This is a genomic window from Pseudomonas sp. FBCC-B545 (genome assembly GCF_059134095.1).
The window spans coordinates 1,631,250-1,654,493 of record NZ_CP101441.1; the positions used below are offsets into that span (position 1 = coordinate 1,631,250).

General features: G+C 60.5%; 20 protein-coding genes. 7 read left to right on the plus strand and 13 right to left on the minus strand.

What is annotated here, in order from left to right:
* Nucleotides 1–48 precede the first annotated feature (48 nt).
* From NMB39_RS07640 to NMB39_RS07650, 3 genes are all read right to left on the minus strand, one after another.
* A complete protein-coding gene (locus tag NMB39_RS07640; RefSeq protein WP_057023151.1) occupies nucleotides 49–777 on the minus strand; it encodes an aspartate/glutamate racemase family protein in 729 nt (242 codons plus the stop codon).
* A gap of 13 nt (nucleotides 778–790) precedes the next feature.
* Nucleotides 791–2,320, minus strand: a complete 1,530-nt coding sequence (locus tag NMB39_RS07645) for an NCS1 family nucleobase:cation symporter-1 (RefSeq protein ID WP_367236340.1) — start codon at nucleotides 2,318–2,320, stop codon at nucleotides 791–793.
* Between the two features lie 473 nt (nucleotides 2,321–2,793).
* Complete coding sequence (locus tag NMB39_RS07650) at nucleotides 2,794–3,528, minus strand: phosphoadenylyl-sulfate reductase (RefSeq protein WP_043047100.1); 735 nt, start codon at nucleotides 3,526–3,528, stop codon at nucleotides 2,794–2,796.
* A 149-nt stretch (nucleotides 3,529–3,677) separates the two neighbouring features.
* On the opposite strand from NMB39_RS07650, the gene thrH reads away from it, so the two are divergent.
* Complete coding sequence (gene thrH, locus NMB39_RS07655) at nucleotides 3,678–4,295, plus strand: bifunctional phosphoserine phosphatase/homoserine phosphotransferase ThrH (RefSeq protein WP_057023149.1); 618 nt, start codon at nucleotides 3,678–3,680, stop codon at nucleotides 4,293–4,295.
* Nucleotides 4,296–4,423: 128 nt separating this feature from the next.
* Here the strand turns inward: thrH and NMB39_RS07660 are convergent, their stop codons facing one another.
* The 6 genes from NMB39_RS07660 to rloA form a co-directional block, all read right to left on the minus strand.
* Nucleotides 4,424–4,780: a helix-turn-helix domain-containing protein gene (locus NMB39_RS07660; protein WP_046071645.1), complete on the minus strand. Its 357-nt coding sequence runs from the start codon at nucleotides 4,778–4,780 to the stop codon at nucleotides 4,424–4,426.
* Nucleotides 4,780–5,082, minus strand: coding sequence for a type II toxin-antitoxin system HigB family toxin (locus NMB39_RS07665; RefSeq protein ID WP_494339449.1), 303 nt, complete (start codon nucleotides 5,080–5,082; stop codon nucleotides 4,780–4,782). The genes NMB39_RS07660 and NMB39_RS07665 overlap by 1 nt, the downstream gene beginning before the upstream one ends.
* Nucleotides 5,083–5,308: 226 nt before the next feature.
* Nucleotides 5,309–6,652, minus strand: a complete 1,344-nt coding sequence (gene pabB, locus NMB39_RS07670) for an aminodeoxychorismate synthase component I (protein WP_494339448.1) — start codon at nucleotides 6,650–6,652, stop codon at nucleotides 5,309–5,311.
* Nucleotides 6,653–6,756: 104 nt separating this feature from the next.
* Nucleotides 6,757–7,743 (minus strand): alpha-L-glutamate ligase-like protein, encoded by a 987-nt coding sequence (locus NMB39_RS07675; protein WP_005790412.1) that lies wholly within the window; start codon nucleotides 7,741–7,743, stop codon nucleotides 6,757–6,759.
* On the minus strand, nucleotides 7,743–9,275 hold the full coding sequence (gene rloB / locus NMB39_RS07680; protein WP_043047095.1) for an osmotic stress tolerance membrane protein RloB: 1,533 nt from the start codon (nucleotides 9,273–9,275) through the stop codon (nucleotides 7,743–7,745). The genes NMB39_RS07675 and rloB overlap by 1 nt, the downstream gene beginning before the upstream one ends.
* Before the next feature lie 5 nt (nucleotides 9,276–9,280).
* Nucleotides 9,281–9,817, minus strand: a complete 537-nt coding sequence (gene rloA / locus NMB39_RS07685) for a retropepsin-like aspartic peptidase RloA (RefSeq protein WP_046071648.1) — start codon at nucleotides 9,815–9,817, stop codon at nucleotides 9,281–9,283.
* 271 nt (nucleotides 9,818–10,088) lie between these two features.
* On the opposite strand from rloA, the gene NMB39_RS07690 reads away from it, so the two are divergent.
* The 6 genes from NMB39_RS07690 to prpD all read left to right on the plus strand — a co-directional run bounded on the left by NMB39_RS07690 (nucleotide 10,089) and on the right by prpD (nucleotide 18,513).
* Nucleotides 10,089–10,802: a GntR family transcriptional regulator gene (locus NMB39_RS07690; RefSeq protein ID WP_057011920.1), complete on the plus strand. Its 714-nt coding sequence runs from the start codon at nucleotides 10,089–10,091 to the stop codon at nucleotides 10,800–10,802.
* Nucleotides 10,799–11,692 carry a methylisocitrate lyase gene (gene prpB, locus NMB39_RS07695; protein WP_494339447.1) on the plus strand — a complete coding sequence of 298 codons (894 nt, stop codon included), beginning with the start codon at nucleotides 10,799–10,801 and terminating at the stop codon, nucleotides 11,690–11,692. Before NMB39_RS07690 ends, prpB begins: the two co-directional genes overlap by 4 nt.
* 42 nt (nucleotides 11,693–11,734) lie before the next feature.
* Complete coding sequence (gene prpC / locus NMB39_RS07700) at nucleotides 11,735–12,862, plus strand: bifunctional 2-methylcitrate synthase/citrate synthase (protein WP_046071651.1); 1,128 nt, start codon at nucleotides 11,735–11,737, stop codon at nucleotides 12,860–12,862.
* A 191-nt stretch (nucleotides 12,863–13,053) separates the two neighbouring features.
* A complete protein-coding gene (acnD, locus tag NMB39_RS07705; protein ID WP_494339446.1) occupies nucleotides 13,054–15,648 on the plus strand; it encodes a Fe/S-dependent 2-methylisocitrate dehydratase AcnD in 2,595 nt (864 codons plus the stop codon).
* An 11-nt stretch (nucleotides 15,649–15,659) separates the two neighbouring features.
* On the plus strand, nucleotides 15,660–16,850 hold the full coding sequence (gene prpF, locus NMB39_RS07710; RefSeq protein ID WP_057023145.1) for a 2-methylaconitate cis-trans isomerase PrpF: 1,191 nt from the start codon (nucleotides 15,660–15,662) through the stop codon (nucleotides 16,848–16,850).
* 178 nt (nucleotides 16,851–17,028) lie between these two features.
* A complete protein-coding gene (gene prpD, locus NMB39_RS07715) occupies nucleotides 17,029–18,513 on the plus strand; it encodes a 2-methylcitrate dehydratase (RefSeq protein ID WP_494339445.1) in 1,485 nt (494 codons plus the stop codon).
* 155 nt (nucleotides 18,514–18,668) lie between these two features.
* Here the strand turns inward: prpD and NMB39_RS07720 are convergent, their stop codons facing one another.
* Genes NMB39_RS07720 through moeB form a run of 4 tightly spaced genes read right to left on the minus strand, consistent with a single transcriptional unit; the run spans nucleotide 18,669 to nucleotide 23,229 of the window.
* Nucleotides 18,669–19,403 (minus strand): alanyl-tRNA editing protein, encoded by a 735-nt coding sequence (locus NMB39_RS07720; RefSeq protein ID WP_306958530.1) that lies wholly within the window; start codon nucleotides 19,401–19,403, stop codon nucleotides 18,669–18,671.
* Between the two features lie 2 nt (nucleotides 19,404–19,405).
* A complete protein-coding gene (locus tag NMB39_RS07725) occupies nucleotides 19,406–20,398 on the minus strand; it encodes a serine O-acetyltransferase (RefSeq protein ID WP_198730934.1) in 993 nt (330 codons plus the stop codon).
* Nucleotides 20,399–20,435: 37 nt separating this feature from the next.
* Entirely contained in the window at nucleotides 20,436–21,350 is a 915-nt protein-coding gene (locus NMB39_RS07730) for a PLP-dependent cysteine synthase family protein (protein WP_494339444.1), read from the minus strand.
* A gap of 16 nt (nucleotides 21,351–21,366) precedes the next feature.
* A complete protein-coding gene (moeB, locus tag NMB39_RS07735; RefSeq protein WP_057023141.1) occupies nucleotides 21,367–23,229 on the minus strand; it encodes a molybdopterin-synthase adenylyltransferase MoeB in 1,863 nt (620 codons plus the stop codon).
* Nucleotides 23,230–23,244 lie beyond the last annotated feature (15 nt).

A 23,244-nucleotide genomic window follows, 5' to 3' on the forward strand; every position in this document is an offset into this window, starting at 1 on the left:
CGGCTGGTACACCGCCATCGGGGGCAAGCCCCCTCCCACATTAAAACCTCAGTGGCCGAACTTGCTCGGCCAACCCACAACTTTCTTGGGTCTTGGCGCCGCATAGGTCCTGACTTTGGATGTCGACAACCCCAACCTCACCAACGACTCGGCAACCATCACCGCCGCCGTCACCCCATCCACCACCGGCACCCCGGTGCGCTGGCGAATCTGTTCATCCAATCCGGCCATGCCCCCACATCCCAGGCAGATCACCTCAGCCTTATCGTCGCGAATCGCCAGTTCCGCCTGGTGCACGATTGCCTCCATGGCAGCCAGCGGGTCTTCTTCCAGCTCCAGCACCGCCATGCCGCTGGCGCGCACTGACGCACAACGCTGGTATAGGCCGGCGAGTTTCAGCCGGTCTTCAATCAGTGGCACGGTACGGTCCAGGGTGGTCACCACCGAGTAGGCATGCCCCAGAAACATCGCGGTGCTGGCGGCCGCTTCGGTAATATCCACCACCGGCACATTCAACAATTCCTGCAAACCTTCCCGACCATGTTCGCCATAGCCGGCCTGGATCACCGCATCGAACGGCTGATCGTAGGCCATCACCCGGTCCATCACGGCGATGGCCGCCAGGTAGCTTTCAAAATTGCCCTCCACCGATTCGGCGCCGAAGTAGGGGGTGAGTCCGACAATCTCGGTGCCCGGTGACGCTACGGCCCGTGCTTGCTGGGCAATGGTCTCGGTGATGGATTCGGTGGTGTTGACGTTGACCACGAGGATACGCATGGAAAGTCCTTGTTTAATGACTGACGTTATCGACGGCAATGCTTTCGCCGCTGACATCGGCGTAGAACGGCTGACGCTTGGCGATCAGCAGGTACAGCAACCCGGCGATGCCTGCGCCAAACAACCAGGAAAACGGTGAGACACTGGCAAACCCCGGCAATAGCGCCAGCAGGATGGCGATCACCGCTGCAGGAATGAACGCCGCCACCGCACGCATATTTACCCCATGGCTGTAGTAATAAATGCCTTGGGGGTCTTCGCTGTACAGCTGCGGCACATCCACCTGGCTTTTACGGATCAGCCAGTAATCAACCATGATCACCCCGTACAACGGCCCCAGCAGTGCGCCCAGGCCAGAGAGGAAGTACACAATCACCAACGGGCTGTTGTAGAGGTTCCACGGCAGGATCAGCACGGCAACGAAGGCACTGATCAACCCGGCGCGACGGAAATTCAGGTACTTGGGCGCCAGGTTGCTCAGCACAAAGGCCGGGGCGACGAAGTTGGCCATAATGTTCACCGCCACCGTGACGATCAGGAAGGCCAGGCAACCGAGCACCAGGAAGAAGGTGTTGGGGATCGCTGCGATAATTTCGGTGGGGCTTTCGATCACCCGGCCATTGAGTTGAAACTGCCCGCCGCACAGCAGCACGGTAATGGCGGCAAACACCAGGATATTCACCGGCAGGCCCCAGAAGTTGCCGACCTTGATGGTCTTTCGGCATGGAGATGAGCGGGCGAAATCGCAGAAGTTGAGGATCAAGGTGCCATAGATCGCCAGCCACAATGCGCCGCCAGCAAAGATATTGCGCCACATCTCGCCGCCGCTCAGTGGTTCGCGGATCGACCAGGCAATCACGCCGCCCGCCTGGAAGTACATCCAACCGGCCAACGCAGCCACGGTCAGCAGAATTACCGGTCCGGCAAACCCTTCATAACGGCGCACCATCTCCATGCCATAGGCGAGGATCACCAACTGCACCAGCCATATCGCCACAAAGCACGCCCAGCCCAGGGTCGACAAGCCGAGGATCGAGTTGTGGTCATAATCGGCAAAGCCCGGATGAATCGCCGTCAGTAACACGCGGAAAACCACCGATGCCAGGTAGGTCTGGATGCCGAACCAGGCGATCGCAATGACTGCGCGGATCAAGGCCGGAATCTGCGCGCCGTGGATACCGAAACTGATGCGGCTGATCACCGGAAACGGCACGCCGGTTTTCTGCCCCATGTACCCAGACAAGTTCATGAAAAAGTAAACCAGTGCCGCGCCGATCCCCAGGGACAGCAATATCTGCCAGCCGCCCAAGCCCAACGCATATAAGCCGATGGCAAATGAATAGTTGGCGATGTTGTGCACGTCATTGGTCCACAACGCAAAGATGCTGTAGCGCCCCCAGCGGCGGCCTTCAACCTTGGTGGGGGCCAGGTCCTTGTTGTGCAGGCGTGGGCTGAGTACCAGCGGGCCGGGGCTTGCAGCTGCGGGATTCAAGTTGGAGGAGGGCAGATCCAGTGCGATGTTGCTCGAGAGACTTGTACGCATTCCGGCAGGCTCCAGCACATCTGCAGCATAGCGGCGGATGGCAAAGTGTATGTAGGTTTTGTATTGATTGTATACAAAGCGTGCATCTCACTAAGCCACATGCGTGCCAGTTTTCGTTATATGAAAAACGTGGGTAATTTCGTTTTAATAGTGCTTTTGAATAAACTACTGAATTAAAAGCAATATAAATTGACCGTTTGAACAGGTATTTATTTTTGATTGGGAATAGTGTGGTTCGGGTGCGTGGAAACTAGCAGAGATGGATGTTACGTTTTGGTGCGCCAGAATATGAGTTGCACACAAAAATGGCACCGATGGTTACAAGGTTGTGTACATTTTATGCTGCGCACAAAACAAAATGTGGGAGGGGGCTTGCTCCCGATAGCGGTATATCAGTCAGAAAATCTGCAACTGACCCACCGCTATCGGGAGCAAGCCCCCTCCCACATTTTTACCACACCAGTTTGCCAGGCTCATGCCTTGCTGATGATATTCCCCGCATGCAGCCCGCATTCTTTCTGTGTGGCTTCTTCCCACCACCAGCGGCCTTCCCGTTCATGCTGGTTGGGCAATACCGGCCGGGTGCAGGGCTCGCAGCCGATGCTGATAAACCCGCGCTCATGCAGGCTGTTGTAAGGCAGTTCCAGCATGCGGATATAACCCCAGACCTCTTCACTGGTCATCTGCGCCAGCGGGTTGAACTTGTACAGGGTGCGTTCCGGGGTAGAGAAGGCCGTGTCGATTTCCAGCGCCGCCACCTGGCTGCGAGTGCCGGGGCTCTGGTCGCGGCGCTGGCCGGTGGCCCAGGCACTTACACCCGCAAGCTTGCGGCGCAGCGGTTCGATCTTGCGGATGCCACAGCATTCACCATGGCCGTCCTTATAGAAACTGAACAAGCCCTTTTCCTTGACGAAGGGCTCCAGTTTGCTCTGGTCCGGCGAGATCAGTTCGATGTCGATCTTGTAGAACTCACGCACCTGTTCGATAAACCGGTAGGTCTCCGGGTGCAGGCGGCCGGTGTCGAGGCTGAACACCTTGACGTTCTTGTTCAGCTTCCAGGCCATGTCTACCAGCACCACATCCTCGGCACCGCTGAAGGAAATCCACAGGTCATCGCCGAACTGGCTGAACGCCAGCTTGAGAATATCCTGGGCAGACTTGTTGGCATAAGTCGTGGCGAGTTCAACGACGTCGAAGGCTTGGTTCATCAGGACGGTTCCTACAGGTCAGTGGCGCTGAGCGCTCTATAGGCGGCGATGGTATCAAAATCTGCCGTGCGTTGCGGCGGCGGGCTTGAGTCGCTAGAGTTCGGCAGTCCTTTTGCCCGCTCAACTAATAAATTCAATGGGAGTGTCTTGTGGAAATTGCCTGTCTTGACCTGGAAGGGGTGCTGGTTCCGGAAATCTGGATTGCCTTTGCCGAAAAAACCGGTATTGAATCCCTGCGTGCAACCACCCGCGACATTCCCGACTACGACGTGCTGATGCAGCAGCGCCTGCGTATCCTCGACGAGCACGGGCTCAAGCTGGCCGATATCCAGGAAGTGATCGCCACTCTCAAGCCTTTGGACGGTGCCGTCGAATTCGTCAACTGGCTGCGCGAGCGTTTCCAGGTGGTGATCCTGTCCGATACCTTCTACGAATTTTCCCAGCCACTGATGCGCCAGCTGGGCTTCCCGACCTTGCTCTGCCACCGCCTGATCACCGATGAACACGACCGGGTGGTGAGCTACCAACTGCGTCAGAAAGACCCCAAGCGTCAATCGGTATTGGCGTTCAAGTCGCTTTACTACCGCGTGATCGCGGCCGGTGATTCCTACAACGACACCACCATGCTGGGCGAAGCTGATCGTGGGATCCTGTTCCATGCGCCGCAGAATGTGATGGATGAGTTTCCCCATTTCCCGGCGGTGCACACGTTTGAGGATTTGAAGCGGGAGTTCATCAAGGCGTCGAATCGGCAGTTGAGCCTGTAAATTATCCAGCGAGGCGGAGGGCCCCATCGCGGGCAAGCCCGCTCCCACACTCGACTGCGTTCCTCCAGGATAAACGCAGTCCAATGTGGGAGCGGGCTTGCCCGCGATGAGGCCGGCGCAGTCACCGGCTACAGCCCTGCCAGCAACCGCTCATAAGGAATACTCAAGCCTTCATGCAGGCGCTTGATCATCGAAAGGCTCAGCTTGCGCTTGTGGTTCAACACCTCGGATACCCGTCCGCTGGTGCCGATAAACGGCTCCAGGTCGCGGGCGGTCATGCCCAACTGCTCCATGCGAAACTTGATAGCTTCCACCGGATCCGAAGGGGGCATTGGATAATGCTCGGCTTCGTACTTCTCGATAAGAATTGCCAGGATTTCCAGCTCGTCACCTTCAGGCGAGCCGGGTGGTGCTCCCCATATCTGCTCGACCCGTGCGAGTGCAGCTGTCAGATCGTCCTGGGAGTGAATAGGTTTGATGTTCATCACGCAATCTCCGCGTTGATCTGGTCGTACTGAGCGTGGGTTCCCACAAAACGTATGAACCCTAGCTGTCGCTGATAGTCGATCGCCATGATCACTCGGTATTCGTTGCCACCGACGTTGAACACGACCCTGCCGCCTTTGAGAATGCTCGCTGTTCTAAGCTCTGCCTTGAGTGCTTGCGGCGTTGGATAGGTGGCTTTCTCCATGTGACGATACAACTCGACCAGCGGTATTTTGGCGTCGCTATAAGCTGAGTGGCTTTCCCAGAATATTCGTAGGGTAGAGAGAGCGATAATACGCATCGCCTTAACCTCCCAGTTTGGGAGATAATAGGCGTGAGTGCTTGAATAGGCAATCTCGGAAATATTTTCAGACGAGGGGGCAGTCGCTTCATGTGGTCCTTCACAGATGGCGGGTGGACGGTGGATCCTGACGCTATCTGCAAGCGCCTATCCCGTCCACAGCGGTTCTGATTCAGGCTTTTTCTACTGGCCGCTCCTGCAAGCGAACCCCGGAAAGGGCTGTGCTCTACAAACTTTCCAACGTTTGTAACAACACCCGCACCTTGGTCAACGACTCCTGATACTCCGCCTGCCACTCTGAATCAGCCACAATCCCGCCGCCGCCCCAGCAGCACACTTGCCCATTCTTGACCAGCAAGCTGCGGATGGCGATGGAGCTGTCCATCTCGCCGCGCACGTCCAGGTAGACCAGCGAGCCGCAGTACAGCCCGCGGCGGGTTGGCTCTAGCTCGTCGATGATCTGCATCGCGCGAATCTTCGGCGCGCCGGTGATGGAGCCGCCGGGGAAGCTGCCGGCGATGAGGTCCAGGGCGTCTTTGTCGTCGGCCAATACGCCGGTGACGCTGCTCACCAGGTGGTGCACGTTGGGGTAGCTTTCCAGGCTGAACAACTCCGGCACTTTCACCGAACCGATGCGGCAACTGCGGCCGAGATCATTGCGCAGCAGGTCGACGATCATCAGGTTTTCTGCGCGGTCCTTGGGGCTGGCCAGCAGTTCGGCGGCGTGGTCGGCATCCTCTACAAGCGTTACGCCGCGAGGGCGGGTGCCCTTGATCGGACGGGTCTCGACCTGGCGTTCGCTGATGCGCACAAAGCGCTCCGGCGACAGGCTCAGCACCGCACCGTCATCGGGCAGGCTCTGGAACCCGGAAAACGGGGTAGGGCAGGCTTCGCGCAACGCGCAGTAGGCCACCCACGGATCGCCGCTGCACGGTGCGCGAAAGCGTTGGGCGAAGTTGACCTGATAGCAGTCGCCGGCCTGGATGTAATCCTGGATGCGCACAATCGCCTGCCGGTAAGCCTCGGCTGTAAGGTCGGGAGCCATGGGGCCATGCAGCTTGAAGGAGGCCGGCGACTCGACGGCAGTCTGGCTGAACAGGTCGATCAGGCGTTGCCGCTCGCCATCGACCAGCGCCGGGTGAAACACCAACTGGCTGGTGTGGGCGTGGTGGTCGCTGATCAGCGCCCAGGCATATAAGCCGAAACGCGCGTCTGGCAGGTACAAATCATCGACGGCCAGGTGCGGCATCTGTTCCAGGTGCCGGCCGAAGTCATAGCTCAGATAGCCAATCAAGCCACCGGCAAACGGCAACTGCAAACCCGCGGGCAAGGCCGCTTCGCCCAACTGCGTCAGGTTCTCGCGCAAGCGTTGCAGGAAATCGTTGCCACTTTCGTCCGGCCCTACCGTCAAGGTCGCTTCGGGCCAGGCGCTGAGCAGGTCATAACGCCCGCGGTCCGCCGTGGGGCGGCCGCTGTCGAGCAGCACCGCGCCAGGGGCATGGCGAATCGCCGCAAAATACTCGGCGGGGTTGGCCCGGTAGGGCAACGGGTATACGGAACAGGTCGACATGCGGGGGTGGATCAGCCAATGGCGCGGGGGAGGGGATTGTAGTCTTCTGTAGGATTTGCTCCTAGAGGCAATAGCGGGATATCCATCCCGCCACGGGGTGGCCTTCAGCCCTCAACGGGCGGTATATGCCCAAACATCTCCTGCACGAACTTCACCCGCTCTTGCGGGGTTTCCGTCACGCCGGCAGCCTTGAGTTCCTCCAGTCGCGCCTCCACCGCATGGGTGCGCAAGGTCAGCCCGCAGTCATTGGCGATCTGGATATTCAGCCCCGGCCGTGCATTCAATTCAAGGATCAGCGGGCCTTTTTCCTGGTCCAGCACCATGTCCACGCCGATATAGCCCAGCCCGCACAGCTCGTAGCAGCCAGCCGCAAGCTGCATGAAACCGTCCCAGTTGGGCAGTTGCACGCCATCCACGGCATTGGTGGTGTCAGGGTGCTTGGTAATGATGTTGTTCAGCCAGGTGCCGCGCAAAGTCAGGCCGGTAGCCAGGTCGACGCCCACGCCAATCGCGCCCTGGTGCAGGTTGGCCTTGCCCCCGGACTGGCGGGTCGGCAAGCGCAGCATGGCCATCACCGGGTAGCCCATCAGCACAATGATGCGGATATCCGGCACGCCTTCGTAGCTGATGCTCTTGAAGATCTGGTCGGGCACCACGCGGTACTCGATCAGCGCCCGGTCACGGTGGCCACCCAAGGAGTACAAGCCGGTGAGGATGCTGGAAATCTGGTGCTCGATCTCTTCATGGCTGATGATCTTGCCGGACACCGTGCGATAGCGTCCTTCAAACCGGTCGGCCACTACCAGGATGCCATCACCGCCCGCACCCTGGGCCGGCTTGATCACGAAGTCGCTGCGCCCGCCGATGATCTCGTCGAGCTTGTCGATCTCCTTCTCGGTGGAGATCACCCCATACATTTCCGGCACATGGATACCGGCCGCCAGCGCGCGCTCCTTGGTGATGATCTTGTCATCCACAATCGGGTACAGGCTGCGCTTGTTGTACTTGAGCACGTAGTCGGCGTTACGCCGGTTGATGCCCATGATCCCCCGCGCTTCCAAGGCCTTCCAGGTCTTCCAGAAGCCGAACATCAGGAGTCAGCCTTCAAGAACGCCTTGAAACGCACCAGCTCGGTGAGGCGGTAGCCGCGATAACGCCCCATGGCCAGCATGAAGCCCACCAGGATCAGCAGGATCGCCGGGAAGGTGAACACGAAGTAGATCAGCTCCGGCACGCTCATGATGATGTGCGCCAGGGACGCTGCGAACAGTGTGCCAATCGCCACCTTCAGCGCATGGTTGGCGCCACGCTCCTCCCAGGTGATCGACAGGCGTTCGATGGTCATGGTCAGGATCACCATCGGGAACAGCGCGACCGACAGGCCGCGTTCCAGCCCAAGTTTATGGCTGAACAGGCTGATGGCGGCAATCAGTACCACCACGAAGGTCAGCACCACCGACAGCCTCGGCAGCATCTGCAGTTTCAAATGCTCCAGGTACGACCTGAGGGACAGCCCCAGCGCCGTGATGATCGTGAACAGCACAATCCCGAAGCCCAGCTGCGTCTCGCGGAATGCCAGGGCGATCAGCACCGGGGTGAAGGTGCCCAGGGTCTGCAGGCCGATCAGGTTGCGCAGGATCAGGATCACCAGCACGCCAATCGGGATCATCACCATGATCATGAAGGTCTGCTGGGTTTGCAGCGGCAGGCCATACAGCGAGTATTCGAGGAAATTGGCGTCGGTGTTTTCGTCGGTCAGCTTGGCCAGGCGGATGGCGTTCATCTCGCTGTTGTTCAGGCTGAAGGTCACCATGGCTTTCTTGCCGCCGTCGACCGTGATCAGGTTTTCATCACCAGTCCACCACAGCAGGCGGTCGGCCGGCAGGCCCTGTTCGCCGGTTTCCGGGTTGAAGTACAACCAGTCACTGCCATTGAAGCTGCGCAGCCACAGTTCCGGGGTTTGCGGCTGGTCGGCCACCAGGCGGATGGTGTGGACTTTCTCTACTGGCACATGGGCGATGGACAGCAGCAGCTCGACGATCTTGGCCTTGTGTGGCGTCGACGGGTCGCCGGCCAGCAACAATTTCACATTGTCGTCGTTGAGGTTGTTGGTGCGCTTGATCGCTTCGCTGATAAAGGTCTCGACGTCGGCCGAGTGCTGGCGGATCGGCGCCAGCAAGGCTTCGGCAGCGATTTTTTCCGGGCCTTCCACAGCGATGCTGTCGCGAAAGGTCGGGCCCTTGATCTTGACCTTCTCGCCACTGTAGCGCTTGGTCAGCACCAGGCGGTAATACAGGGTCTGGTTGCCCTTGGCCCGGCGCGCCGACCAGGTGACCTTGCGGTTGCCGTCGATGCGATTGACGCTCACCCCGTAGTTGTTCGAGATAAAGCTTTCGTTGAGGCTGACGAAGTCGCGGCTCAGGGGCGGCACGAACATCTGGATCTTGACGGGGTCTTTCGGGTTGGCGACGAACTCGACCTTGGCGTCGATGTTCCACAAGTCGTCGGTGGCATCCTCGGTAACGGGGATGCCCAGCACGAAAATCTGATAGGCGGTGACCGAAATGCCCAGCACCACCAGCAAGGTGATCAGGATTTTCAGGTGCAGGGTCAAAGAGCGCATTCGGTTTACTCGGCGGTATGAGCGTCGGCGGCGCAGGCAGGTTTGCCTGCTGCGTATTTAAGACTGGGGTCGACCAGCGCATCAAAGCGTTTGAGCGCTTCGGAGCCGATCAGCAGCGGGTATTGGAAAGCGCTGCGGTCAGTCAAGTTCACTTCTATGCTGCGTAAAGCAGTGCCCATGCAGATATCCAGGGCAATCACCGGACGGGCGGTGTAGTTCTTGTCTTCATCGGGGTCGTAGTCACCGGCGCGGCGCTTGATCTTGCTGACGCGGGCCAGGGGGCGTTCGATGGGGTGGGAGTGGGCGGTGTCGATGGCCAGGTAGAAGCGCACCCAGGATTCGCCGTTGCGCTTGAATCGCTTGATATCACGGGCACTCAGCGAGGCGGTCTTGGCACCGGTGTCGAGCTTGGCCGCGACTTCCAGGTCGATGCCGTCCAGCTTGGCGTATTCATTGAGGCCATACACCGTCTTCTCGGCGGCGATACCGAGGCTGGGTATAAACAGAAGGCAGAAAAACAGGGGGAAGGGCTTGAGTCTCATAAATCCTGAGGCGGTGCCGTGCGATGTTCAATTCAAGGCGACTGGCATTGCTGCGCAAACTCCCTCGTGCGCCGTTTCATCCAGAGATGTCAGGCAAATACGCCGGGCATTCTAACATGATGCTTTTTTGGCGCCAGCGCTGGCAGGCGGCCATGCCCGGCGTAAGTAAAGCGGGTGCATTAGACGATTGTCGACAATACCTATTTATTCTTTGACTATTACGGGAGTATTGGCTAGTTTTTGCCGCATTGATTTGAAAGGTGTCGACAATATGCTCGATCAGGCGGAAATTCCGATAGCGACGTCAGACGAATCCCAAACCATGTCTGAGAACGTCTTCCGGCGTATCCAGGCGGCTATCGTCAAGGGCGAGATTGCCCCCGGCAGCAAGATCTCCGAGCCGGAGCTGGCGCGTACCTACGGTATCAGCCGCGGCCCGCTGCGTGAGGCGATCCACCGCCTGGAAGGTCAGCGCCTGCTGGTACGCGTACCCCATGTTGGCGCGCGAGTGGTGTCTTTGAGCCATGCCGAGCTGATCGAACTCTATGAAATCCGCGAGTCCCTGGAAGGCATGGCCTGCCGCCTGGCTGCCGAGCGCATGACCGACGCGGAAATCGAAGAGCTGCGACAGGTATTGCACACCCATGAACGGGATGCGGCGTTCCAGGCCGGTGTCGGTTACTACCAGCAGGAAGGCGACTTCGACTTTCATTACCGGATCATCCAGGGCGCCGGTAACCGTACGCTGACACAGATGCTGTGCGGCGAGCTGTATCAGCTGGTGCGCATGTACCGCATCCAGTTCTCCGCCACTCCCAATCGTCCACGCCAGGCCTTTGCCGAGCATCACCGCATTCTTGACGCGATTGCCGATCGCGATGGCGAGCTGGCCGAACTGTTGATGCGCCGGCATATCGGCGCGTCCAAACGCAACATTGCCCGTCACTTCCCGGACGGCGCTCCTTCATCACGAGGTGAGTCATGAGTTCCAACAACAACAGCACTCCCGGCCAGCGTTTCCGTGACGCAGTTGCCAGCGAAAAGCCCTTGCAAGTGGTCGGCGCCATCAACGCCAACCACGCGCTGCTGGCCAAGCGCGCCGGTTTCAAGGCGATCTACTTGTCAGGTGGCGGGGTAGCCGCCGGCTCGCTCGGCGTGCCGGACCTGGGTATTACCGGCCTGGATGACGTACTCACCGATGTGCGGCGCATCACCGACGTATGCGACCTGCCGTTGCTGGTCGACGTGGACACCGGTTTCGGCTCCTCGGCGTTCAACGTGGCGCGCACCGTCAAGTCGATGATCAAGTTCGGCGCGGCCGCCATCCATATCGAAGACCAGGTGGGTGCCAAGCGCTGCGGGCATCGCCCTAACAAAGAGATCGTGTCCCAGCAGGAAATGGTCGACCGTATCAAGGCCGCCGTGGATGCGCGCACCGATGACAGTTTCGTGATCATGGCGCGCACCGACGCCCTGGCTGTCGAAGGCCTGGAGTCCGCCCTTGAGCGTGCCGCGGCCTGTATCGAAGCCGGTGCCGACATGGTCTTCCCGGAAGCCATTACCGAACTTGAGATGTACAAGCTGTTTGCCTCCCGCGTAAAGGCCCCGATCCTGGCTAACATTACCGAGTTCGGCGCGACCCCGTTGTACACCACCGAACAGTTGAAATCTGCCGGTGTTTCCATTGTGCTGTACCCGCTCTCGGCCTTCCGCGCCATGAACAAGGCCGCCGAGAACGTCTACACCGCGATCCGTCGCGATGGCACCCAACAGAACGTGATCGACACCATGCAAACGCGCATGGAGCTCTACGATCGCATCGACTACCACACCTTCGAGCAGAAGCTCGACGCGCTGTTTGCCGCGAAAAAGTAATGCGGTGCGCCTCCCTAATAAATTCAAGATTGGAGAACGAACATGGCTGAAGCAAAAGTATTGAGTGGTGCCGGCCTGCGTGGCCAGGTGGCCGGGCAGACTGCCCTGTCCACCGTGGGCCAGGCCGGGGCCGGCCTGACTTATCGCGGCTACGACGTGCGCGAACTCGCTGCCGATGCGCAGTTTGAAGAAGTCGCCTACCTGTTGCTGTACGGCGAACTGCCAACCAAGACCGAACTGGCCGCCTACAGCGCCAAGCTGAGCAAGCTGCGTGATTTGCCCCAGGCGCTGAAGGAAGTGCTCGAACGCATCCCCGCCGACGCCCACCCGATGGACGTGATGCGCACCGGTTGCTCGTTCCTGGGCAATATCGAGCCGGAGAAAGATTTCAGCGTACAGCGCGATGTCACCGACCGCCTGCTCGCCGCGTTCCCGGCGATCATGTGCTACTGGTACCGTTTCAGCCACGACGGCAAACGCATCGATTGCGTGACTGATGAAGCGAGCATCGGCGGCCATTTCCTGCACCTGCTGCATGGCAAGAAACCGAGCGAGCTGCATGTCAAGGTCATGAACGTATCGCTGATCCTCTACGCCGAGCACGAATTCAACGCCTCGACCTTCACTGCTCGGGTGTGTGCCTCGACCTTGTCCGACCTGTACTCCTGCGTCACCGCCGCCATCGGTTCCCTGCGCGGCCCGCTGCACGGTGGTGCCAACGAAGCGGCCATGGAAATGATCGAGCGCTTCTCCTCGGCCGAAGACGCTGTGGAAGGCACCCTCGGCATGTTGGCGCGCAAAGACAAGATCATGGGGTTCGGCCATGCCATCTATAAAGACAGCGACCCGCGTAATGAAGTGATCAAGGGCTGGTCGAAAAAACTCGCTGATGAAGTGGGCGACACTGTGTTGTTCCCGGTCTCCGAGGCCATCGACAAGACCATGTGGGAGCAGAAAAAACTGTTCCCCAACGCCGACTTCTACCATGCCTCGGCGTACCACTTCATGGGCATCCCGACCAAATTGTTCACGCCGATCTTCGTGTGCTCGCGCCTGACTGGCTGGGCCGCGCACGTGTTCGAACAGCGCGCCAACAACCGCATCATCCGTCCAAGCGCCGAGTACATCGGCGTTGAGCAGCGCAAGTTCGTGCCAATCGAACGTCGCTGAAAACCAACGCTTCCAGAATTGGAATGAGGCCAAAAATGTGGGAGGGGGCTTGCCCCCGATAGCATTCTGTCAGCTGATACAACTGGCACTGAACCACCGCCATCGGGGGCAAGCCCCCTCCCACATTTGAACTGCATTTCAAATCTGGATCAGTAGGTCCCTTTTGTAATCACCGTGACCGAGTCCTGACGATGAACACTGAGTTTCGCAAACCGCTTCCCGGCAGCCGCCTGGATTTCTTCGACGCTCGTGCGGCTGTCGAGGCAATCACCCCCGGCGCCTACGCCACCTTGCCCTACACCTCGCGCGTGCTCGCCGAGAACCTGGTGCGCCGTTGCGACCCGGCCACCCTCAATGCGTCCCTGGGCCAGTTGATCGACCGCAAGCGCGATCTGGACTTCCCGTGGTTCCCGGCCCGCGTGGTATGCCATGACATCCTCGGCCAGACTGCGCTGGTGGACCTCGCCGGCCTGCGCGATGCTATCGCGCTGCAAGGCGGCGATCCCGCCCAGGTCAACCCGGTGGTGCCGACCCAACTGATCGTCGACCACTCCCTGGCCGTCGAGGCCGGTGGTTTCGACCCGCAGGCATTCGAGAAAAACCGCGCCATCGAAGACCGTCGTAACGAAGACCGCTTCCACTTTATCGAGTGGACCAAAAAGGCCTTCAAGAACGTCGATGTGATCCCGCCGGGCAACGGCATCATGCACCAGATCAACCTGGAGAAAATGTCCCCGGTAATCCAGGTGCGCGACGGCGTTGCCTTTCCGGATACCTGTGTCGGCACCGACAGCCACACCCCGCACGTGGACGCCCTGGGCGTGATCGCCATCGGCGTCGGCGGCCTGGAAGCCGAGAGTGTGATGCTCGGCCGTGCATCGTGGATGCGCCTGCCGGAAAGCGTCGGTGTGGAATTGACCGGCAAGCTGCAACCGGGCATCACCGCCACCGACATGGTGCTGGCGCTCACCGAGTTCCTGCGCCAGCAGAAAGTGGTCGGCGCCTGGCTGGAGTTCTTCGGCGAAGGGGCTTCGGCACTGACCCTGGGCGACCGCGCAACCATCTCCAACATGGCCCCGGAATATGGCGCCACGGCAGCGATGTTCTATATTGACCAACAGACTATCGCCTACCTGAAACTCACCGGCCGCGAAGATGAGCAAGTCACCCTGGTGGAACAGTACGCCCGCCACACCGGCCTGTGGGCCGATGACCTCAAGGGCGCGCAATATGAGCGCGGGCTGACCTTCGACCTCTCCAGCGTCGTGCGCAACATGGCCGGCCCGAGCAACCCCCACGCCCGTGTTGCCACCCGCGACCTGGCTTCAAAAGGCATCAGCGGCCAGTGGGACGAAGTGCCAGGGCAGATGCCCGACGGCGCGGTGATCATCGCTGCCATCACCAGTTGCACCAACACCAGTAACCCGCGCAACGTGATCGCCGCAGGCCTGTTGGCGCGCAACGCCAACAGGCTCGGGCTGACCCGCAAGCCGTGGGTCAAGTCATCCCTGGCGCCGGGCTCCAAAACCGTGGCCATGTACCTGGAAGAAGCTGGCCTCGGCCATGAGCTGGAAAAGCTCGGTTTCGGCGTGGTGGCGTTTGCCTGCACTACCTGCAACGGCATGTCCGGCGCGCTCGACCCGGTGATCCAGCAGGAAATCATCGACCGCGACCTGTACGCCACCGCCGTGTTGTCGGGCAACCGCAACTTCGACGGGCGCATTCACCCTTACGCCAAGCAAGCCTTCCTGGCTTCGCCGCCGCTAGTGGTGGCCTATGCGATTGCCGGCACCATCCGTTTCGATATCGAGAAGGACGTGCTCGGCCTGGATGCCGACGGCAAGGAAATTCGCCTGCAGGATATCTGGCCGAGCGACGAAGAGATCGACGCGGTAGTCAAGGCGTCGGTCAAGCCCGAGCAGTTCCGTGCGGTGTATATCCCCATGTTCGCGATCCACGAAGACACCGGCCCTAAAGTCACCCCGCTGTACGACTGGCGCCCGCAGAGCACCTATATCCGCCGCCCGCCGTACTGGGAAGGCGCACTGGCCGGTGCGCGACCGCTCAAGGGTATGCGCCCGCTGGCGGTGCTGCCGGACAACATCACCACTGACCATCTGTCGCCGTCCAACGCGATCATGCTCGACAGCGCTGCGGGTGAATACCTGGCGAAAATGGGCTTGCCGGAGGTCGACTTCAACTCCTACGCGACTCACCGTGGCGACCACCTGACCGCGCAGCGCGCTACTTTCGCCAACCCGAAACTGTTCAACGAAATGGTGCAGGAAAACGGCATGGTCAAGCAGGGTTCCCTGGCGCGTATCGAGCCGGAAGGCAAGGTCACGCGGATGTGGGAAGCCATCGAGACCTACATGGAGCGCAAGCAGCCGTTGATCATCATCGCCGGCGCCGACTATGGCCAGGGTTCGTCCCGCGACTGGGCGGCCAAGGGCGTGCGCCTGGCCGGTGTGGAGGCGATTGCCGCCGAAGGCTTCGAGCGCATCCACCGCACCAACCTGGTGGGCATGGGCGTGTTGCCCCTGGAGTTCCTGCCGGGCACCGACCGCCACACCCTGCAGATCGACGGCAGTGAAACCTATGACGTGGTCGGCGAACGCACCCCGCGGGCGCAACTGACCCTGGTGATCAACCGTAAGAATGGCGAACGTGTCGAAGTGCCGGTGACCTGCCGCCTGGACACCGCCGAAGAAGTGTCGATCTACGAGGCGGGCGGCGTGTTGCAACGCTTCGCCCAGGACTTCCTGGAATCGGCGGCGACCGCCTGAAGAGGATTACCATGGCACACGTAGCGCAAATCAAGATCCCCGCCACCTACATGCGTGGCGGCACCAGCAAGGGCGTGTTCTTCAGCCTCAAGGACCTGCCCGCAGCGGCGCAGGTCCCGGGGGCGGCGCGCGATGCCTTGCTGCTGCGAGTGATCGGCAGCCCCGATCCATACGACAAGCAGATCGACGGTATGGGCGGGGCTACCTCGAGCACCAGCAAAAGCGTGATTCTCGCCAAAAGTACCCGCGCCGATCACGACGTGGACTACCTGTTCGGCCAGGTTTCCATCGACAAGCCGTTTGTAGATTGGAGCGGCAATTGCGGCAACCTTTCGGCGGCGGTGGGCTCTTTCGCCATCAGCGCGGGCCTGGTCGATCCGGCCCGCGTACCCCACAACGGTATAGCCGTTGTGCGGGTGTGGCAGGCCAATATCGGCAAGACCATCATCGCCCACGTGCCCATTACCGACGGTGCGGTGCAGGAAACCGGGGACTTTGAACTCGATGGCGTGACCTTCCCGGCCGCCGAGGTCCAGTTGGAATTCATGGACCCGGCGGCAGAAGAAGAGGGCGGCGGCGGCTCGATGTTCCCCACGGGCAATCTGGTCGACGACCTGGAAGTGCCCGGAGTGGGCACCTTCAAGGCCACATTGATCAACGCTGGCATTCCGACGATTTTCATCAATGCCCAAGACCTCGGCTACACCGGCACCGAGCTGCAAGGCGCGATCAACAGCGACCCCAAGGCCCTGGCGATGTTCGAGACCCTACGCGCCTACGGGGCGCTGCGCATGGGGCTGATCAAGCATGTGGACGAAGCCGCCCAGCGCCAGCACACGCCCAAAGTGGCGTTCGTGGCCAAGCCAGCCGATTACGTGGCGTCCAGCGGCAAGGCGATCAAGGCCGGCGATGTGGATCTGCTGGTGCGCGCCCTGTCCATGGGCAAGCTGCACCACGCGATGATGGGCACCGCGGCGGTGGCGATTGGCACGGCGGCGGCGATTTCCGGCACCTTGGTCAATTTGGCGGCCGGCGGTATTGAGCGAAATGCCGTGCGCTTCGGGCATCCGTCCGGGACGTTGCGCGTTGGCGCCGAGGCCACCCAAGTGAACGGCGAATGGGTGGTGAAAAAAGCCATCATGAGCCGCAGTGCGCGGGTGCTGATGGAAGGCTTCGTACGCGTTCCGGGTGACGCTTTTTAGCTTTATGTGGGAGGGGGCTTGCTCCCGATAGCAGGGTGTCAGTCGCCCCATTCATTAACTGACCCACCGTCATCGGGAGCAAGCCCCCTCCCACAGGGATACAAGCAGGCAATCAGACCTGCGCAACGATTAACCCTGACCCTGAGGATGGAACAACCCAACTTTTAGGAGAACTGCCATGAGCGCCAACGTCGACCAGAACAACCGCCCCGACTACGACCAGGTTTTGCAGGACATCGCCGACTATGTCCTCAACTACCGCATCGACTCCCGGGACGCATTGGACACTGCCCGCAATTGCCTGATGGACACTCTCGGTTGTGGCCTGCTGGCCCTGCGCTTCCCCGAGTGCACCAAGCACCTGGGGCCGATAGTGGAGGGGACGGTGGTGCCATTCGGTGCACGGGTGCCGGGTACGTCGTTTCGCCTCGACCCGGTCAAGGCTGCCTGGGATATTGGCTGCATCGTGCGGTGGCTCGATTACAACGACACCTGGCTCGCCGCTGAATGGGGCCATCCTTCGGACAACCTTGGCGGCATCCTCGCCGTGGCCGATCACCTGTCGCAAAAGCGCGTGGCCAATGGCGACGCGCCGCTGACGGTGCGTGCGGTGCTGGAAGCGATGATCATGGCCCACGAAATCCAGGGTGTAATTGCCCTGGAAAATTCTTTCAACCGCGTCGGTCTCGACCATGTGCTACTGGTGAAGGTTGCCTCCACAGCCGTCACCGCCAAGCTGATGGGCGCTAACCGTGAACAGCTGCTATCTGCTCTGTCCCACGCCTTTGTCGATGGGCAGGCGTTGCGCACCTATCGGCATGCGCCGAATGCCGGCTCGCGCAAATCCTGGGCCGCGGGGGACGCATCGAGCCGCGGCGTGCGCCTGGCGGATATCGCCCTGCGTGGCGAAATGGGCATCCCCGGTGTGCTGAGTGCGCCGCAGTGGGGTTTTTATGATGTGTTGTTCAGCCACACCAACAAGGACCTGGCGCTCAAGCCTGAGGACAGGCGCACCTTCAGCCTGTCCCAGCCCTACGGCACCTACGTGATGGAAAACGTGCTGTTCAAGATCAGCTTCCCTGCCGAGTTTCACGCGCAAACCGCCTGTGAAGCGGCGGTGACCCTGCACCCGCAGGTCAAGCCGCGCCTGCACGAGATCGAGCGCATCGTGATCACCACCCATGAGTCGGCGATTCGTATCATTTCCAAGGTCGGCCAACTGGCCAACGCCGCCGACCGTGACCATTGCCTGCAATACATGACCGCCGTGCCATTGGCGTTCGGCAACCTGGTGGCCGAGCACTACGAAGATGACTTCCACGCGGCCCACCCGATCATTGATGAGTTGCGCGGCAAGATGGTCATTGTCGAAGACCCTCGCTACAGCCGCGAGTACCTGGAAGCCGACAAGCGCTCCATCGCCAATGCTATCCAAGTGTTCTTTACCGATGGCACTTGCACCGAGCAAGTGGCGGTGGAGTACCCGATTGGCCATCGTCGCCGTCGAGTGGACGGCATTCCATTGCTGGAGGACAAGTTCAAGGCCAACCTGGCGACGAGGTTTACCGCGCAGCGCAGCGTCGAAATTTTTGCGTTGTGCAAGGACCAGGCGCGGCTTGAGGCGACGCCTGTGAACCGTTTCATGGACCTGTTCGTGATCTAGAAAGTAACTCGGTCAATGTGGGAGGGGCGGTGCGACGATTCGACTTGCTCCCGATAGCTGGGTGTCAGTCAACAGATTCATTGACTGGTCCACCGCTATCGGGAGCAAGCCCCCTCCCACATTTGCCCTCCACAGTGGCCGCTATTGTGGCAGGCTCAGGCCTGTTCAAAACGCAGTATCACCCTGCGGTTGTGCTTGCTCTTCTTCTCGATCTTCTCGCAGAACACCCGGCCGATTTCCTCGGTGTTGAGCACATGGGTGCCGCCGCATGGCTGGATATCGATGCCGGGAATTTCAATCACCCGTACCGAACCCGAGACCACCGGTGGCGCCACGGCTTGGGTACGGGTGATCTGCAACAGCGTCGCGTACTCGGTGGCGGGCATCGACAGGGTCTTCACTGCGTGGGCCTGCTCGATCAGGGCGTTGAGGTCGCGGGTGAGGCTGTCTTTGTCCAGGGTCATTTCCGGCAGGTCGAAATCCAGGCGGCCTTTATCCGAGCTGATGCTGCAACCGGTCACCGGCGCGTCGATGAGCGAGCACAGCAAGTGCAGGCAGGTGTGCATCTTCATGTGCTGGTAGCGCCGCTCCCAATCCAGCCCCGCGTGGACCTGGACGCCGGCGGTCAATTGCTCGGGGCAATGCTCCACCTGGTGCCAGATGATCGAACGCAACACCGGGTCACGCACGGTACCCGTCACCTCGACCCGTGTGCCATCGGACAGGGTGAGATGGCCGGTATCGCCCGGTTGCCCGCCACCGGTGGGGTAGAACAGCGTGTGCTCCAGGGCGATGCCATGTTCGCTGACGGCAATCACCCGGGCGCTGAAAGCGTTCTGGTAGGGCGCGCTGTCGAACAGCGCCAGGGTTTCCATGGTGTGCACGGACATTTTCAACCTCCGACGATCAGTGGGCTGGCTTGCAGCAGGTGGCGCACCATTGCGCTCAAGCCAGGAGGAGAGAGCAGGGTGATTTCAAATTCTGGTCCGCAGACTTTCAAGTTCAGCGGCAGGCGCGGCAGTTGGTCACCGATGTCGAGGCGATGCAGGCGGAATTGCAGGTGATGCCGCTCTTTTACCGTGGGCTCGAGCATCAACCCTTGCAGTGGATGAAAGTCAGCATCCAGCACGGTGACCTTGTGGCCGGCACTGACCTCGCCGACGACATGCAAGCGCTCATCCAGAGCAAAGGCGCCGAGGTAGTTGCTGTGGTCCGATTCATCGTTTTTTTGCAGTTGGATCTGGTTGACCACCTTGACCTTGGTGCCTGCCGGCACGTCCTGGGTGATCACGCAGGAGGGGCTGATAAACACGTTATCGCCAATCGACACATAACCCAGCACCCGGGCACCGGCGCCCACCTCGACATTGTTGCCCAGGCGCGGGTGGCGCTTGCCGTCCGGGTTGTTGGCGATGCCGCGTGCGCCCAGGGTCACGCCGCAGAGGATGTAGCAATCGTTGCCAATTACACAGGTCTCGCCGATAACGGTGCCGAAGCCGTGGTCCAGCACAAAGCGTCGGCCAATGCGTGCCGCCGGGTGAATCTCGGCGCCGGAGAGGATCTTGCCCTGGTTGCTGAGCTTGAGGGCCATGCGCGAAAACATCGCGTGGCCAGGGTCGGGGAAATGCCACACCAGATGCGCAAGGCGATAGAACAGCACTGCCTTGAACGAGGCATAGGACTCCAGGATCAACTCCCCGCGCCCACGCGATGCGGGGTCACGATAGGCGTAGGCGATCAGGTCTTCGGCCACCGCCTGGGCCGCGTTCTGGATCAGCGGCGCAAGGTGCGGTTCCAGCTGCTTCATCTGTCCGGGCGTCAGGGTCGTGATGAGATGGGTCAGCAGCTCATCGTGCAGCTGTTGCATGTCGATAAAGCCCCCCATGGAGGCACCCCCGCATTCTGGATGGTTGGAAAACCCGTTACTCGAAACTGGGCAGGTAGCTGTCGGCATTGTCGTAGACCATGGTCAACACCACCGTTTCAGGCGGTAATTCGGGGGCGAGTTGGGCGATGGCAACCATGTTGGCGGCCGAGGACAACCCCAGGCTGATGGCGTCGGTACGCATGATGCGTTTGATCATGTCCAGGCATACCGCGTGCGACACCTTGAGCATGCCGTCGATCACATCCAGATTGAGAATGCTCGGAATCAGGCCAATCGACAGGCCCTGGATCGCGTGCGCGGCGTGCTGGTCTTTCAACAGATCGCATTCTTCCGGCTCCACCCCCATGATGCGCAGCGCCGGCCAGGCCGCCTTGAGGGTTTCGCCGATGCCGGTGATATGACCGCCGGTACCGATACCGCTGACGAAGTAGTCCACGCGCCGCTCACCGAAGGCGCGGATGATTTCCGGTGCGGTGGTGTCGCGGTGGGTCTGAGGGTTGGCGCCGTTGCGCTGCTGGTTGAGCATCACGTAGTTGGGGTTCTCCAACTGCAGTTCCATGCACTTTTCGCCGTGGGAATTGTTACCCAGGCGGCTGTCCGACAGCACCACCCTGGCGCCATACAGGCGCAGCAGTTTCTGCTTTTCGGGGCTGTAGTTGTCAGGGATCACCAGCACTACTTTGTAGCCGAGCACGTTGCCGGCCATCACCAGGCCGATGCCGGTGTTGCCCCCACTTGGCTCGATAATGGTTTGCCCGGAATCACGGATCAGCACGCCCCGGCGCTCGGCATCGAGGATCATGCCCAGGGCGATGCGCGCCTTGTGGCTGCCGCCGGGGTTGAGGGACTCCAGCTTGGCGTAGACCTCGATGCCAAGGTCTTCGGAAAACTGGGCCAGTCGCACGATCGGCGTCTGGCCGATGACGTCGAGAATCGAGTTATGCAACATCAGTAAGCCCCCACGATCAGTACAAAGGCATGTCGGGTTCGACGTCGCGAACCCAGTGCTTCATACCGCCCTGCAGGACTTTGGTATTGGCAAAGCCGGCCGCCAGCAAAGTGCTGGCGGCTTGCTCGGCACGGGTGCCCGCGTAGCAGATCAGGTAATGGGTGTTGTCGCGGCTCAGGTTGGCCAATTGCCCATCCAGCTCGGCCAGCGGGATATGCACCACGCCCGGTAGTTTGCACACTTCCAGTTCGCTGGCGTCGCGCACATCCAGCAGTACATCGGCGCCGCTGGGGTGTTCGAGCACTTGCTTGAGGCCTTGAGGCTTGATGTAGCGCTCTGCCGCCAGGGACGGTTGGCTTGGTACGGCATCTGCGCAGGTAGCGGGCGTAACGGTTTCGCTGTGACGCAGCTCCGAGCAGCAAGGGCAGTCGGCGCGGCGCTTGAAGCGGATCTCGGTGAATTTCATCGCCAGTGCGTCGAAGCGCATCAGGCGCCCGGACAAGGGCTCACCGATGCCGATCAGCAACTTGATCGCCTCGGTAGCCTGGATCATTCCCACCACGCCCGGCAGCACGCCGATCACGCCGCCGGCGCTGCAATTGGGTGCCAGTTCGGCAGGGGGAGCCTTGGGAAACAGGCAGCGATAGCACGGCCCGCCTTTATAGTTGAGTACGCTGATCTGCCCATCGAAGCGGTAGATGGCACCGTACACCAAGGGTTTGCCCAGCTGGACGCAGGCATCGTTAACCAGGTAGCGGGTGTCGAAATTGTCGGTGCCGTCGATCACCAGGTCATAGGCGCCCACCAGCTCCAGGGCATTGTCGGCGTCGAGCGCCGTGTCGTGAGTGTTGATCTGGATATGGCGGTTGAGGTCCTGCAGGCGTTGCTTGGCGGATTCGACCTTGGGCATCCCCAGGGTGCTGTTGCCGTGGACAACCTGGCGTTGCAGGTTGCTGCTTTCCACCACATCAAAGTCCACCAGCCCCAGGGTGCCGATACCGGCCGCCGCCAGGTACAGGCTGATCGGCGAGCCCAGGCCGCCGGTGCCGATGATCAGCACCTTGGCTTTCTTCAGGTTCAACTGGCCCTCGCGACCGACGCCGGGCAGGGTGATATGGCGCACGTAGCGCTGCACTTCTTCATTGCTCAGGGTATCGACGTCCATGCCACCGGAGGTGGCAAGCAACACTTCGATCCGGGCTTTTTCCGGCAGGTGATCATCGGCGTTGATCAACTCTTCCTCGGCGGTGAACAGGAAGTGTTCCTTGAGCTGGTTGTTCTTTTCATGAAACAGGTGCTGGCGCAACTGCGGGTAACTGCTGCAGAGGTTTTCAATGACTTCGCGCAATGTCGATCCAGTGCCCTCAAGGGTTGATTCCGGCAGCTTGGCCACTCGGACCAGGATGTCGGGGAAAGAGACAGCGTTCATGGACAACTCCGTGTGCAGGTCGTTGAAGGGTTGAAGGGCGAAATGCCTGCCATCCCAGGCAAACAGCTTCGAGCCCAGGGCCTGGCCCTGGCGAACATCCACCACCAGATAGCTGACGGGGTAGATCGGCTCCCCCAGGAACAGCGCCTTGTCCTGGTCTTCGTCACTGAAATAAGCGCCGACATCCGGGTGCGAGTGGTAGATCACGACTACCGGGTTGTCGCTGCGACCCGCCTTGTTCATCAACAAGGTGTCGGCCACCGAAAAGGTGTAGCCGTTGGCCGCGCTGCGCGGGTACATCTCGGGGTTCTTGCGGTGCAACTCGTTCTGGATATTGCTGCCCAGGTACACGCTGCCGTCGGCGAAGACAAAACCGCAACATTCCTCGGGGTAGCTGCGGCTGGCGTGGGCGTAGATTTGTTCCAGGGCGGTGGGGCGGAGGACTTCCATGTTTCTCTCGCGTTG

What these genes read in the sequence shown, in the direction of transcription:
- NMB39_RS07640 (WP_057023151.1), bottom strand. Translation starts at nt 777, where the DNA reads ATGCGTATCCTCGTGGTCAACGTCAACACCACCGAATCCATCACCGAG.
- NMB39_RS07645 (WP_367236340.1), bottom strand. Translation starts at nt 2,320, where the DNA reads ATGCGTACAAGTCTCTCGAGCAACATCGCACTGGATCTGCCCTCCTCC.
- NMB39_RS07650 (WP_043047100.1), bottom strand. Translation starts at nt 3,528, where the DNA reads ATGAACCAAGCCTTCGACGTCGTTGAACTCGCCACGACTTATGCCAAC.
- NMB39_RS07660 (WP_046071645.1), bottom strand. Translation starts at nt 4,780, where the DNA reads ATGAACATCAAACCTATTCACTCCCAGGACGATCTGACAGCTGCACTC.
- NMB39_RS07665 (WP_494339449.1), bottom strand. Translation starts at nt 5,082, where the DNA reads ATGCGTATTATCGCTCTCTCTACCCTACGAATATTCTGGGAAAGCCAC.
- pabB (WP_494339448.1), bottom strand. Translation starts at nt 6,652, where the DNA reads ATGTCGACCTGTTCCGTATACCCGTTGCCCTACCGGGCCAACCCCGCC.
- NMB39_RS07675 (WP_005790412.1), bottom strand. Translation starts at nt 7,743, where the DNA reads ATGTTCGGCTTCTGGAAGACCTGGAAGGCCTTGGAAGCGCGGGGGATC.
- rloB (WP_043047095.1), bottom strand. Translation starts at nt 9,275, where the DNA reads ATGCGCTCTTTGACCCTGCACCTGAAAATCCTGATCACCTTGCTGGTG.
- rloA (WP_046071648.1), bottom strand. Translation starts at nt 9,817, where the DNA reads ATGAGACTCAAGCCCTTCCCCCTGTTTTTCTGCCTTCTGTTTATACCC.
- NMB39_RS07690 (WP_057011920.1), top strand. Translation starts at nt 10,089, where the DNA reads ATGCTCGATCAGGCGGAAATTCCGATAGCGACGTCAGACGAATCCCAA.
- prpB (WP_494339447.1), top strand. Translation starts at nt 10,799, where the DNA reads ATGAGTTCCAACAACAACAGCACTCCCGGCCAGCGTTTCCGTGACGCA.
- prpC (WP_046071651.1), top strand. Translation starts at nt 11,735, where the DNA reads ATGGCTGAAGCAAAAGTATTGAGTGGTGCCGGCCTGCGTGGCCAGGTG.
- acnD (WP_494339446.1), top strand. Translation starts at nt 13,054, where the DNA reads ATGAACACTGAGTTTCGCAAACCGCTTCCCGGCAGCCGCCTGGATTTC.
- prpF (WP_057023145.1), top strand. Translation starts at nt 15,660, where the DNA reads ATGGCACACGTAGCGCAAATCAAGATCCCCGCCACCTACATGCGTGGC.
- prpD (WP_494339445.1), top strand. Translation starts at nt 17,029, where the DNA reads ATGAGCGCCAACGTCGACCAGAACAACCGCCCCGACTACGACCAGGTT.
- NMB39_RS07720 (WP_306958530.1), bottom strand. Translation starts at nt 19,403, where the DNA reads ATGTCCGTGCACACCATGGAAACCCTGGCGCTGTTCGACAGCGCGCCC.
- NMB39_RS07725 (WP_198730934.1), bottom strand. Translation starts at nt 20,398, where the DNA reads ATGGGGGGCTTTATCGACATGCAACAGCTGCACGATGAGCTGCTGACC.
- NMB39_RS07730 (WP_494339444.1), bottom strand. Translation starts at nt 21,350, where the DNA reads ATGTTGCATAACTCGATTCTCGACGTCATCGGCCAGACGCCGATCGTG.
- moeB (WP_057023141.1), bottom strand. Translation starts at nt 23,229, where the DNA reads ATGGAAGTCCTCCGCCCCACCGCCCTGGAACAAATCTACGCCCACGCC.